Origin of the sequence: Streptomyces sp. NPDC015139, assembly GCF_043079785.1 — a bacterium.
GTDB classification, from domain to species: Bacteria; Actinomycetota; Actinomycetes; order Streptomycetales; family Streptomycetaceae; genus Streptomyces; species Streptomyces albidocamelliae.
The window spans coordinates 457,462-470,304 of sequence record NZ_JBIBUW010000005.1; the positions used below are offsets into that span (position 1 = coordinate 457,462).

General features: G+C 73.1%; 12 protein-coding genes. 10 read left to right on the forward strand and 2 right to left on the reverse strand.

What is annotated here, in order from left to right:
• Nucleotides 1-138 precede the first annotated feature (138 nt).
• Entirely contained in the window at nt 139-948 is an 810-nt protein-coding gene (locus ACF08B_RS17015) for an NAD-dependent epimerase/dehydratase family protein (RefSeq protein ID WP_392318047.1), read from the reverse strand.
• 223 nt (nt 949-1,171) lie between these two features.
• Here ACF08B_RS17015 and ACF08B_RS17020 point away from each other — a divergent pair, with 223 nt between their 5' ends.
• Both ACF08B_RS17020 and ACF08B_RS17025 read left to right on the forward strand, forming a co-directional pair.
• The gene (locus ACF08B_RS17020) at nt 1,172-2,113 is read left to right on the forward strand and encodes a 5-dehydro-4-deoxyglucarate dehydratase (protein WP_392318144.1); all 942 of its coding nucleotides are present in this window, start codon (nt 1,172-1,174) and stop codon (nt 2,111-2,113) included.
• On the forward strand, nt 2,110-3,273 hold the full coding sequence (locus ACF08B_RS17025; RefSeq protein ID WP_392318048.1) for a hypothetical protein: 1,164 nt from the start codon (nt 2,110-2,112) through the stop codon (nt 3,271-3,273). Before ACF08B_RS17020 ends, ACF08B_RS17025 begins: the two co-directional genes overlap by 4 nt.
• Here ACF08B_RS17025 and ACF08B_RS17030 read toward each other — a convergent pair.
• A complete protein-coding gene (locus ACF08B_RS17030) occupies nt 3,210-4,442 on the reverse strand; it encodes an MFS transporter (protein WP_392318049.1) in 1,233 nt (410 codons plus the stop codon). The two genes, ACF08B_RS17025 and ACF08B_RS17030, sit on opposite strands and share 64 nt — an antisense overlap.
• Before the next feature lie 155 nt (nt 4,443-4,597).
• On the opposite strand from ACF08B_RS17030, the gene ACF08B_RS17035 reads away from it, so the two are divergent.
• From ACF08B_RS17035 to ACF08B_RS17070, 8 genes are all read left to right on the forward strand, one after another.
• Nucleotides 4,598-5,044 carry a DUF6010 family protein gene (locus ACF08B_RS17035; RefSeq protein WP_392318050.1) on the forward strand — a complete coding sequence of 149 codons (447 nt, stop codon included), beginning with the start codon at nt 4,598-4,600 and terminating at the stop codon, nt 5,042-5,044.
• A 3-nt stretch (nt 5,045-5,047) separates the two neighbouring features.
• Nucleotides 5,048-5,641, forward strand: coding sequence for a TIGR03086 family metal-binding protein (locus ACF08B_RS17040; protein WP_392318051.1), 594 nt, complete (start codon nt 5,048-5,050; stop codon nt 5,639-5,641).
• Nucleotides 5,642-5,914: 273 nt separating this feature from the next.
• Nucleotides 5,915-6,676, forward strand: coding sequence for an MBL fold metallo-hydrolase (locus ACF08B_RS17045; protein ID WP_392318052.1), 762 nt, complete (start codon nt 5,915-5,917; stop codon nt 6,674-6,676).
• 131 nt (nt 6,677-6,807) lie between these two features.
• Complete coding sequence (locus tag ACF08B_RS17050; RefSeq protein WP_392318053.1) at nt 6,808-7,485, forward strand: GntR family transcriptional regulator; 678 nt, start codon at nt 6,808-6,810, stop codon at nt 7,483-7,485.
• Nucleotides 7,482-8,393 (forward strand): dihydrodipicolinate synthase family protein, encoded by a 912-nt coding sequence (locus ACF08B_RS17055; RefSeq protein WP_392318054.1) that lies wholly within the window; start codon nt 7,482-7,484, stop codon nt 8,391-8,393. The genes ACF08B_RS17050 and ACF08B_RS17055 overlap by 4 nt, the downstream gene beginning before the upstream one ends.
• Complete coding sequence (gene araD, locus ACF08B_RS17060) at nt 8,390-10,123, forward strand: L-arabinonate dehydratase (RefSeq protein WP_392318055.1); 1,734 nt, start codon at nt 8,390-8,392, stop codon at nt 10,121-10,123. Before ACF08B_RS17055 ends, araD begins: the two co-directional genes overlap by 4 nt.
• A 247-nt stretch (nt 10,124-10,370) precedes the next feature.
• Complete coding sequence (locus tag ACF08B_RS17065; protein WP_392318056.1) at nt 10,371-11,168, forward strand: HAD family acid phosphatase; 798 nt, start codon at nt 10,371-10,373, stop codon at nt 11,166-11,168.
• 190 nt (nt 11,169-11,358) lie between these two features.
• Nucleotides 11,359-12,810 carry an NCS2 family permease gene (locus tag ACF08B_RS17070; RefSeq protein ID WP_392318057.1) on the forward strand — a complete coding sequence of 484 codons (1,452 nt, stop codon included), beginning with the start codon at nt 11,359-11,361 and terminating at the stop codon, nt 12,808-12,810.
• The last annotated feature ends 33 nt before the right edge of the window (nt 12,811-12,843 follow it).

The following is a 12,843-nucleotide window of genomic DNA, read 5'->3' on the forward strand; positions in this document are numbered from 1 at the left end:
GCCGCGGGGTGGGAGCGGGCGGCGCGGATGCCCGAACGCGGCGCGGGCGGGCCCGTTCGGTGCCCGCCCGCGCGCGTGGGCCGTCGTTTCCGGCTGCCGGGCCCGCCGGCGTCACGGCTGTCCGGAGCCGCCGGCGGCTCAGTACGGCCAGATCGGCGGGTCGGTCACGAAGTGCCCGCCGAGGCGGCTCTGGGCGGGGTCCGCCGGGTCCAGCTCGCCCTGCTCGGCGATCAGCTTCGCGGCCCACGGTTCGGAGTCGTCCCGTGGTTCGTAGCCCAGCGCCCGTGCCGAGGTGAGGTCCCACCACAGGCGGGTGTTGGCGGAGGAGCCGTAGACCACCGTGTGGCCGACGTCCTCGGCGGTCAGGGCCGTATGGAAGAGACGGGCGCCGTCGGCCGGGCTCATCCACACCGAGAGCATGCGCACGCTGGTCGGCTCCGGGAAGCAGGAACCGATGCGGACGGAGACGGTCTCCAGGCCGTGCCTGTCCCAGTAGAGCTGTGCCAGGTCCTCGCCGAAGGACTTGGAGAGGCCGTAGAAGGTGTCCGGGCGGCGCGGCGTGTCGACCGGGATCAGCGGATCGCCCGCACGCGGGGCGGGGGTGAAGCCGACGGCGTGGTTGGAGGAGGCGAAGACGATCCGGGGCACGCCTTCGAGGCGGGCCGCCTCGTACAGGTTGTAGGTCCCCTCGATGTTCGACCGGAGCACGGCCTCGAAGGGGGCCTCCAGGGAGATCCCGGCGAGGTGGAGGACGGCGTCCACGCCCCGCACGGCCTCGCGCAGGGCCTCCTTGTCGGCGAGGTCCGCGGTGATCGCGTCCGGCGCGTCGTCGACGGGGCGTACGTCGAACAGGCGCAGTGTGTGGCCGTGCTCCGGCAGCAGGGACCGCATCAGGGTGCCGAGCCCGCCGGCGGCGCCGGTGAGCAGGACGGTGCGGGGTGCGGGCATCCTCGGTCTCCTTCGACGTCAACGGCCGCGTTCATGGACGGCATTCACATGCGTGGACACGCTAGGGAGCGCCGACTTGCCTCGTCAAGTGTGCCGTGAACGGGGGAAATCCGCCGTCGATGCGCCCGTTCGCGCGCTTGACCCGCTCCGCGGACGGCCCGTAGCGTGAGATCGTTCAGAAATATAGACGACGATCAGAAGCATGCACCGACAGGGAGCGCTCGTGACGCCTGCCCCGCTCGCCGCCCGGCTCCGCGAGCCGAGCGGGCCGCTTTTCTTCCCCGTCACCGCCTACGGCCCCGACGGCGCCCTCGACCTCGACGTCTACCGCACCCATGTGCGCAGCGGCGTCGCGGCAGGTGCCGCCGCCGTGTTCGCCTGCTGCGGCACCGGGGAGTTCCACGCGCTGCTGCCGGAGGAGTTCGAGGCCTGCGTCCGGGCGGCCGTGGAGGCCGCCGAGGGGCGGGTCCCGGTCGTCGCGGGCGCCGGATACGGCACCGCGCTCGCCGTCCGCTACGCCCGTCTCGCCGAGGGCGCGGGGGCCGACGGCCTCCTCGCCATGCCGCCGTACCTCGTGCTCGCCGGACAGGAGGGGCTGCTGCGGCACTACCGCGAGATCGCCGCCGCCACCGCGCTGCCGGTGATCGTCTACCAGCGGGACAACGCCGTCCTCACCCCGTCGACGGCCGTGGAACTCGCCCGCACCGACGGCGTCATCGGCCTCAAGGACGGCCTCGGCGACCTCGACCTCGTGCAGCGCATCGTCAGCGCCGTCCGCACCGAGGCGCCCGGGGAGTTCCTGTACTTCAACGGCCTGCCCACCGCCGAGCAGACCCAGCTCGCCTACCGGGCCCTGGGCATCACCCTGTACTCCTCGGCGGTGTTCTGCTTCGCCCCCGAGATCGCACTCGCCTTCCACCGGGCGCTCGAAGCGGACGACACGGAAACCGTCCGGCGCCTCCTGGACGGCTTCTACCGGCCCTTCGTCGAACTGCGCGCCCAGGGCCGCGGCTACGCCGTCTCCCTCGTCAAGGCCGGCGTACGGCTGCGCGGCCTGGACGTCGGCGAGGTCCGCCCACCACTGCACGAACCGGCCGAGGACCACGTCGAACAGCTCGCTCGGCTGATCGAGCGCGGGCACGCGCTGCTGGGGGAGGCCGCATGAGGGCGTCGGCGTTCGTCTACCCGTGGGACGTCAACGGGGACCCCGGGGCCGCGGCACGCATCGCCGGACTCGGCGTCGAGCAGGCGACCCTCGCGTCCGCCTACCACTCCACGCGCGCCCTGACCCCCCGCCACCCCCGCCACCGCGTCGTCACCGCGGAGTACGCGGCCGTCCTCTACCCGCCGGGCGACCGCTGGGCGGGCCGTGGCCTGCGCCCCTACCCCGCAGGCCGCTGGGCGCCCGGCAACGCCTACGGGGAGGCCGCCGACGCGCTCGCGGGCGCCGGTGTGGAGGTGCACACCTGGGTCGTCCTCGCCCACAACTCCCGCCTCGGTGCCGAGCATCCGGACACCTCCGTCGTCAACGCCTACGGCGACCGCTACCCCTGGGCGCCCTGCATCGCCCAGCCCGCCACCCGCGCCTACCTGGTCGACCTCGCCGTCGAGGCCGCGGTACGCCCCGGCGCGCACGGCACCGAACTGGAGTCCCTCGGCTGGTACGGGCTCCAGCACCTGCACGCGCACGACAAGACCGCCGGGATCGCCCTCGGTGACGCCGGGCAGTACCTGATGTCCCTGTGCTTCTGTCCTTCATGCCGGGACGGGTACGACGCGCACGGCCTCGACGCGGACGGGCTGGCGGCGGCCGTGCGCACCGCGCTGGAACCGCTGTGGCGGGGCACGGCGGACGACGGGGGCTGGCCCACGGTGGGCAAGCTGCTCGGCGAGGACACCGCGGCCGCCACGCGCGCGTGGCGTGAGGAAACGGCCGCCGGCCTCCAGGAGGAGGCCGTCACCGCCGTACGCGCCGCCGCGCCCGAGGGCTTCCAGGTCCTGCTGCACGCCGACCCGGTCTCCTACCACTGCGGTGCCAACGTGGGTGTCGACCCCGCCCGCGTGCTCTGCGTGGCCGACGGCGTGGTGGTGCCCTGCACGGGCGGTACGGCCCTGCTGGCGCCCTTCGCCGAGCACGCGGGGGAACGGACGGTGCTGGCCGCCAACCTCACGGTCGTCGCCGGCATGGGCGGCGGTCCCGGCACGCTCGCGGCGGACGCGGCACGCGCGCGTGCCGAGGGCGCGACGGAACTACGGCTGTATCACGCCGGGTTGGCGTCGGACGGCGACCTGGCGGCGGTGCGGGAGGCGCTGTCCGCGCGCTGAGCGAGCACCGCGGCCGTCGCAAGCAGCCCGATGCCGTACAGCGGCAACAGCAGCACGGGGGAGGCCAGTTCGACCAGCCCGGCACCCGCGCCCAGCCCGACGGCGTTGGGCGTGAACACGAGGGTGTTCGCGCAGGCGGTCGCGCGGCCCAGCAGCGGGCCGGGCGTCCGCCGCTGGACGGCGGTGAACACCGCGACGAGCACACAGGGCAGGCCCAGGCCGATCCCCGCGGCGGAGGCGAGCGCGACGGCGTCGCAGGGCACCGCCCGCGCGGCGACCGAGAACGCCGTCAGCGCCGTTCCGGCCGCCGCGAACCGGCGCCCGCCGAGCCGCCGCAGCGCGGCCCCCGAGACGAGCCCGGCCGCCACCGAACCGGCGCCCTGGACGGCGGACAGCACGCCCGTCCAGGCGGGGGAGTGACCGAGGCCGTCCACGACGGCGTACGTCGTCGTGCTGCTCAGCGCGGCCAGCAGCATCGTCGTACCGCCCGCCGGGACCAGCGCGCGCAGCTCGGGGTCGCCCCACAGGTGCCGGACGCCCTCGGCGGTCTCCCGCGACCAGCCGGCGCCGGACCGGACGGGCCGTTCCTCGCGCACCCGCAGCAGCACGCACAGACCGGCGGCCAGCACGAAGGTGACCGCGTCCAGACAGGCCACGGCCGGGCCGCCGAAGGCCGCGTACAGCGCCGCGCCGGTCGGCGGGGCGACGAGCTTCGTGCCCTCCGCCGCGGTCATCCGCAGCCCGTTGAAGTCGCCCAGGAGCCGGCCCGGGACGGCCGCGGTGACCAGGGCCGACTCCGCGGCCTCGGCGACGGCCCCGACGGTGCCGTACAGGAGCAGGACGGTGAACAGCAGCCACAGCCCGTCGGGCGAGCGGACGGCGAAGAGCGTCGTGAGGACGGCGGCGAGCCCCAGGTTCAGGGCGACGAGCAGGGGCCTGCGGCGCACGCGGTCGGCGATCGTGCCCAGCGCCGGGCCGACGAGGGTGGGCGCCCACGCGGCGAGCATGCACAGGGCGGGCAGGCTGTCGGACCCGGTCAGGTCCTTGACCCACACGCCGACCGCCAGCGACAGGGAGGTGGTGCCGAAGGCGGACACCACCACACTCGCGAGGTACAGCCCGGCGTTGCGGTCCCGCAGGACGCGACGCACGGTCCAGGAAGTCGTCATGCCAGGTCATCGTGGGCCTGAGGCGGGCACCAGCGGATCGGTGAGGTGCCCTGTTCCGGGACCGGATCCGGGGCGCGCCGCGGCGGCGACAATCCGTCGGAACCTGGCACGGACGCCCCTGGGGCGCACGCGGGCGGAACCCTACCGTCGAGCGCATGCGCTACCTCGCTCCGGTCGTCATCGGCCTGCTCTACGTCGTCCTCATGTCCCTGGTCCCCGAGCCGCACCGGCGCCGCCTCAACGCCGTCATGGTGGCCGGTGCGGGCGCCGCCTACCTCGGCGGGGGCGGCCTCGGCGGCTGGGAGTTCGCGTTCACGGCGGTCGCCACCTGGGTCGCCTACCGGGGACTGGACTCCTGGACCTTCGTCGGCGTCGGCTGGCTGCTGCACACCGCATGGGACGTCGTGCACCACCTCAAGGGGCATCCGATCGTCCCCTTCGCCCACGACTCCTCGTTCGGCTGCGCGCTGTGCGACCCGGTGATCGCCCTGTGGTGCCTCCGCGGCGGACGCGCGCCGTGGACTTGGGGGCGCGGCACCGATGAGTTCCCGGCCGCCGCCCGGTCAGCACTGGGTACGGGTACCGCACCTTCGAAGGAGTGAGCCATGACCATGGTGGACCTCGGCCCGCAGACCAGGATCCTCGCGGGGCTCGCCGAGTCCGTGTCCGACGACCGGCTGGCGGACGCCACCCCCTGCCCGGACCTCGCGGTACGCAACCTGCTCGGCCATCTGCTGCATCTCTCCGTGGCCTTCCGCGACGCCGCCCGCAAGGACTTCGGGGCGACGACCGACACCAGCCCGAACGCCACCCTGCCGGACATCGGCCCCGGCTGGCGCGCGGAACTGCCCAAGGCGCTGGACGAGCTGGCCGACGCCTGGCGCGACCCGGCCGCCTGGACCGGTGACACCCGGGCCGGCGGGGTGGACCTGCCGGGTGCGGTGGCGGGCGCCGTCGTCGCGGACGAACTGGTGATCCACGGCTGGGACCTGGCCCGTGCCGTCGGCGTGCCCTACGCCCCCGACCCGGACGCCCTCGCGTCCGCCCACGTCTTCCTGCAGGCCGCGGCCGACGACCCGAGCCGCGGCGGCGGCATCTTCGGCCCGGTCGTCCCGGTCCCGGCGGACGCACCGCTGCTGGACCGGGCGGTAGGCCTGAGCGGGCGGGACCCGGATTGGCGGCCGGGGGCGCGCGGCTGAGTGTCCGCTCGGCTCGGCATGAGTACCCGGACCGGTGCGGTGGGCCACCCGGCGCCGGTTCACCGACCCCATGACGACACCGCACCGCACGACGGTCCGGGGCGCGCCGGCCGGGGACGAGCGGTCCTGGTGTTCACCCTCCGCGCGCCCCGACCGGCCGGGCCGCGTCCCCCCTGCGGCACACCACCGCCGGGATCCGCCCGATCCGGCAACCGGTGTTCCGTTTGCCGGAGTGGCCGGGCTCCGGGCGGTCGGCGTCGTACGCTCCCTCCCATGCCGCTCACCCTCACCGTCCTCGGTACCGCCTCGCCCCACCCGGGGCCGGACCGGCCCTGCTCCGGGTACCTGGTGTCCGGCGGGGGCGCCGAGGTGTGGGTGGACGCCGGGCCCGGGACGTTCGCCGCGCTGCAGCGGCACACCGACCCGGCGCGGCTCACCGCGATCTGGATCTCTCACCTGCACGCCGATCACAGCGCCGACCTGCTGTCCGCCGCCTACGCGTTCGCGTTCGGCGGCGTGACCCCGCCCGCGCCGATCCCGCTGTACGCCCCGCGGGACTGCGCGCGGCGCCTCGCGGGCTTCTTCGGCCGCGCCGACGTCGACTTCCTGAAGGGCGTCTTCGACTTCCGGGCCCTGTACGACGGCTGCGACGTCCGGCACTGGAACCTCCGCCTGACCGCGCGGGCCGTCGTCCACGACACGGAGGCGTACGGGCTGCGCGCCGAGTCCCAGGGCAGCGTGCTGGCGTACTCGGGGGACACCGGACCCTGTCCCGCCCTCGCCGAAATCGCCGCCCGGGCCGACCTGTTCCTCTGCGAGGCGGACGTCGACGCGCATCGCGAGGGCGGACGCCCGCACCCGGTGCACCTGACGCCGGAGGACGCCGGCCGGGTCGCCCACGACGCCCGGGTGCGCGAACTGCTCGTCACCCATGTCGGCCCCACGCTGACCCGCGAGTCGGCGACAGCCCGCGCCGGCGCCGTCTTCGGACGGCCGACGCGCATGGCCGTCGAGGGCGACCTCCACACCCTCTGAGCGTCCTCCCGGTACGGGGCCGGCTTCCTTTTGTCAGAGGCATTGACGAATGCCGGGCCCCCTCCTACCTTCAACGCGTCGTACTTCGTACGTCATATATGAGACGCGCAGGTGAGATCCGAGAGGACCGCATGACCTCCCGCACGGCCTCTGTGCCCCCACCGATCCCCTCCCGCACGCAGTACGTGCTGGACGCGATCAGACACCGCATCCTCACGGGAGAACTGACGCCCGGCCGGGCGCTGGTCGAGTCGGAACTGGCCGCGCGGTTCGGGGTGTCCAAGACCCCCGTTCGGGAGGCGCTGAAGACCCTCGCCGGGACCGGTCTCGTCGTGATGAACCAGTACAAGGGCGTCGCCGTGCGCACGGTGGACGCGGACATGGCGCGCGAGGTGTACGACGTACGGCTGCTGCTGGAACCCGAGGCCCTTCGCCGGACCGTCCGGCGGGGAACCACCCTCGACGCCGCCCGCGACGCGCTGACCCGCGCCGACGAGGCCGGCGACACCGCCGAACGCTCCCTGGCCAACCGGGAGTTCCACCGCGCCCTCTACCTGCCGTGCGGCAACCCGCTGCTCGGCCGGATGCTGGACGAGGTCCGCGACCAGGCCGCGCTCGTCTCCGCCGCCGCCTGGGCGGCCGACCCGTCCTGGGAGCGGGAGGCCGCGGAGCACCGCGAGATCCTGCGGCTCGCCCTCGGCGGCGACGCGGACGGTGCCGCGAGCGCCCTGCACGCGCACATCGCCTCGTTCGTGGAGCGGGCCTTCCCCCCGGACGCCGGGCCCCGGCCGGAGGAGGGCCGACGATGAGCACCCACACCTTCCAGACGCAACGGGCGGCCCTGGCCGACGTGGTGGCCATCCCGGTGACCCCCTTCGCCGCGGACGGCTCCGTCGACACCGGCACCCACCGGGCGCTGCTGCGCCGCCTGCTCGACGGCGGGGTCACCACCCTCACCCCCAACGGCAACACCGGCGAGTTCTACGCGCTCACCCCCGAGGAGCGCCGCCTGGTCACCGAGACGACCCTCGAGGAGGCGCAGGACCGCGCCGTCGTCCTCGTCGGGGTCGGGCACGACCTCCCCACGGCGACGGAATCCGCCCGGCACGCCCGCGACCTCGGCGCCCGGATGGTCATGGTCCACCAGCCGGTGCACCCCTACGTGTCGGCCGCCGGCTGGGTCGACTACCACCGCGCCGTCGCCGAGGCCGTACCCGGGCTGGGCGTGGTGCCGTACGTCCGCGACGCCGGGCTGCCCGGCGCGCGCCTCGCCGAACTCGCCGGCCACTGCCCCAATGTCATCGGTGTGAAGTACGCCGTCCCCGACGCGGCACGCTTCGCGGCCTTCGCCCGGGACGCCGGCCTCGACCGCTTCGTCTGGGTCGCCGGTCTGGCCGAACCGTACGCCCCGTCCTACTTCTCCGCGGGCGCCACCGGCTTCACCTCCGGACTGGTCAACGTCGCCCCGGCCGTCTCACGGAACATGCTGGAAGCCCTCCGGACCGGCGACTACCCGGCCGCCATGAAGGTCTGGGAGCGGATCCGCCGCTTCGAGGAACTGCGCGCCGCCCACCGTTCCGCCGACAACGTCACCGTCGTCAAGGAGGCCCTCGCCGCGCTCGGCCTGTGCCGCCGGGACGTCCGCCCGCCGAGCAGTCCGCTGCCCGAGGACGAGCGTGCCGAGGTCGCCGCCGTCGTCGCCGGATGGCCGACATGAGCACACCGCGCCGCGACCCCGCGGAACTGCGCAGCCACCAGTGGTACGGCACCGACGGACTGCGCTCCTTCAGCCACCGGGCGCGCACCCGCCAGCTCGGCTACCTCCCCGAGGAACACCTCGGCAAGCCGGTCATCGCCGTCCTGAACACCTGGTCCGACATCAACCCCTGCCACGTCCACCTGCGCGACCGCGCGCAGGCCGTCAAGCGCGGGGTGTGGCAGGCGGGCGGCTTCCCGCTGGAGTTCCCGGTCTCCACCCTCAGCGAGACCTTCCAGAAGCCGACCCCCATGCTCTACCGCAACCTGCTCGCGATGGAGACCGAGGAACTGCTGCGCTCCTATCCCGTCGACGGCGCGGTGCTCATGGGCGGCTGCGACAAGTCGACCCCGGCGCTCCTCATGGGCGCCGCCTCCGCCGACCTGCCCGTCGTGTTCGTACCGGCCGGACCCATGCTTCCGGGGCACTGGCGCGGCGAGGTCCTCGGCTCGGGCACCGACATGTGGAAGTACTGGGACGAGCGGCGCGCCGGCCTCATCGGCGACTGCGAGATGACCGAGCTGGAGAGCGGACTGGCCCGTTCGCCCGGCCACTGCATGACCATGGGCACGGCGTCCACGCTGACCGCCGCCGCCGAGGCGCTCGGGGTGACCGTGCCGGGTGCGTCCAGCATTCCGGCCGTGGACTCCGGGCACGACCGGATGGCGGCCAGGGCGGGGATGACCGCCGTCGAACTGGTCCACCGGGACCGGAAGCCGAGCCACATCCTCACCCGCGAGGCGTTCGAGGACGCCGTCACCACCGTCCTCGGCCTCGGCGGCTCCACCAACGCCGTGATCCATCTGATCGCCATGGCGGGCCGCGCCGGGGTGCGGCTCACCCTCGACGACTTCGACCGCATCGCCCGCACGGTGCCCGTCCTCGCCAACGTCCGGCCCGGCGGGCGGACGTACCTCATGGAGGACTTCCACTTCGCCGGCGGCGTCCCCGGATTCCTGTCCCGGATCCCCGACCTGCTCCACCTGGACCGGCCGACGGTCACCTGCGACACCCTGCGCGAGCAGATCGCGGGCGCCGTCGTGCACGACGACGACGTCATCAGGACCCGGGACGATCCGGTCGCGAGCGAGGGCGGGGTCGCCGTCCTGCGCGGCAACCTCTGCCCGGACGGCGCGGTCGTCAAGCACATCGCCGCGTCCCCGCACCTGCTCCGGCACACCGGCCCGGCCGTCGTCTTCGACGACTACCGGACCATGCAGCGCACCATCGACGACCCGGCGCTCGGCATCACCGCCGACAGCGTCCTGGTGCTGCGCAACGCCGGCCCCAGGGGCGGCCCCGGCATGCCCGAGTACGGCATGCTCCCGATCCCCGGCCATCTGCTCGGGCAGGGCGTGCGGGACATGGTCCGGATCTCCGACGCCCGGATGAGCGGCACGAGTTACGGCACCTGCGTCCTGCACGTGGCACCCGAGTCGTACGTCGGCGGACCGCTGGCGCTGGTTCGCACCGGGGACCTGATCACCCTGGACGTCGCCGCCCGCAGCCTGCGTCTGCACGTGACGGACGAGGAGTTGCGCCGGCGCCGGGCCGAGTGGTCCCCGCCGCCCGCCCGGTACGAGCGCGGCTACGGCGCCCTCTTCGACGACCAGATCACCCAGGCCGACACGGGCTGCGACTTCGAGTTCCTCACCCGCCCGGGCAGCACACCGGACCCGTACGCCGGCTGAGCCCCCGCCGCGCTCGCGTCCCGCCGTCGAACGGCACGATGGCGACCGGCACTTGTGGAACCGGGCGCGGTCGGTCAAGTGAACGCCATGTGGGGGCAAGGGGGATGTAATGCTCCAGGTCGGTGGTGGTGCGGTCGGCGGCGGGGGTGCGTATCGATCGGGTAACAGGGCTCGCGATGTGGTTGTGATGCGCGTAGACAATCTCTGACCTGGTACATCACGTACTTTCACCAGATCCGGAGAATCCATGCGGAAGTCCCTCAGAGCGGCCGCCGCCGGCGCCGCCTGCGTCGTCGCCGGTGCCGCCCTGTACGGCGCGGGCGCGGCCACCGCCGGTCAGTCCACGGCCAACTCGACTCACGAGCCCTACAACATCGGGCTCCTGGTCAAGGACATCGACACCTACTACGGCACCACCGCCGACAGCAACGGCGTCTACCAGGCGTCCCCGGACAGCCCGTACGCCAAGGACCTGGCGGGCATCGACGCCGACGCCAAGCGCTACATCGACAAGGCGGCCCGCAAGGCGCACCGCCACGGCGAGAAGCCGGCCGTCGTGTTCGACATCGACGACACGCTGCTGCTCAGCCTCGACTACGAGAAGCGCTACAACTACACGTACAACTCCACCACGTGGAACGACTACGTGAACAAGGCCGACCGCCCGGCCGTCTTCGGCAGCCCCGAGCTCGTGCGGTACGCCGAGTCCAAGGGCGTCGAGGTCTTCTACAACTCCGGCCTCAGCGAGGCCCAGCGGGCCGGCGCGGTGGAGAACCTGAAGAAGGTCGGCGCCGACGTGAACCTCGACGCCGCCCACATGTTCCTCAAGGACAAGGCCAACCCGCCGGCCTACCTGAAGGACTGCGCCACCCCGGGCACCTGGAACTGCACGACCGTGCAGTACAAGGGCGGCACCCGCAAGCACATCGAGGACGACCTCGGCTACGAGATCATCGCCAACTTCGGCGACCAGTACTCGGACCTGGACGGCGGCCACGCCGACCGCAGGTACAAGCTGCCCAACCCGACGTACTTCGTCTCCTGACCGCCCCGGCGGCCTGCCGCAGGTCCTGAGCGGACGCTCGTGCCCGGCCCCCGTCACCGGCCCACCGTGCCGGTGACGGGGGCCGCCCGCTGTCCATTCCGTAACACGGCGACAACCTGAAACAGATGTGGCGCGGGAACAATCCAGCCAGCACCCGCACACCGCTCACCAGGCACCGAGGAGTTGGACCATGTCCGAGTCGCAGAAGGTGGATCAGCGTCCCAGCACCGCGCCACCCGCCCGCAACGGCGTCGACCGGTACTTCCGGATCTCCGAGCGGGGATCCACGTTCGGCCGGGAGATACGCGGCGGCTTCGCCACGTTCTTCACCATGGCCTACATCCTTGTCCTGAATCCGATCATCCTGGGCAGCGCCAAGGACAAGTTCGGCCACTCCCTCGACACCGGCCAACTCGTCACCGCCACCGCGCTGGTGGCCTGTGTGATGACCGTCGTGATGGGCGTCGGCGGCAACCTCCCGCTCGCGATCGCCGCGGGCCTCGGCCTCAACGCCGTCGTCGCCTTCCAACTCGCCCCGCTGATGAGCTGGTCCGACGCGATGGGCCTGGTCGTCCTCGAAGGCCTGGTCATCTGCCTGCTGGTCCTCACCGGCCTGCGCAAGGCCATCATGAACGCGATCCCGCAGCAGCTGAAGCAGGCCATCGGCGTCGGCATCGGCCTGTTCATCGCGTTCATCGGCTTCGTCGACGCCGGCTTCGTCAGCCGCATCCCGGACGCCGCGCACACCACCGTGCCCGTACAGCTCGGCGCCGTCGGACGCCTCACCGGCTGGCCCGTCCTCGTCTTCTGCCTCGGCGTCCTGCTCACCATCGCCCTGCTGGCCCGCAGGGTGAAGGGTGCGATCCTCATCAGCATCGTGACGATGACCGTCGTCGCGATCGTCATCGACGCCGCCGCCGACATCAAGAGCTGGGGCCTTACCACCCCGAAGGTCCCGGACACGATCGTCGCCGCCCCCGACTTCGGACTCGTCGGTCACTTCAGTCTGTTCGGCGGCTTCGCCAAGGCCGGCGTCCTCACCGCCGTCCTGCTGGTCTTCACCCTCATCCTGTCCGACTTCTTCGACGCCATGGGCACGATCGTCGGCATCAGCGCCGAGGCCGGACTCCTCGACGACCGGGGCCAGGTGCCTGGCATCGGCCGTGTGCTGTTCATCGACGGCGCGGCCGCCGTCGCCGGCGGTGTCGGCTCGGCCTCCTCCAACACCGCCTACATCGAGTCCGCGGCCGGCGTCGGCGAGGGCGCCCGCACCGGCTTCGCCAACCTGGTCACCGGCGGCCTGTTCGGACTCGCCCTCTTCCTCACCCCGCTGCTCACCATCGTCCCGCTCCAGGCGGCGGCACCCGCGCTGATCGCGGTGGGCTTCCTGATGATGACCCACGTCAAGCACATCGACTGGGACCGCTACGAGATCGCCATCCCGGCGTTCCTGACCATCGCCGCGATGCCGTTCACGTACTCCATCACCGACGGCATCGGCGCGGGCTTCCTGTCCTACGTCGTCATCAAGGCGGTGCTGGGGAAGGCACGGGAGGTCAACTGGCTGCTGTGGGGCGTCTCGGCCCTGTTCCTCGTGTACTTCGCGATCGACCCGGTGGAGCAGATCCTCGGGGTGAAGTGAGGGACGTGAGCGAGCCGCGCGATCGGCCACGGT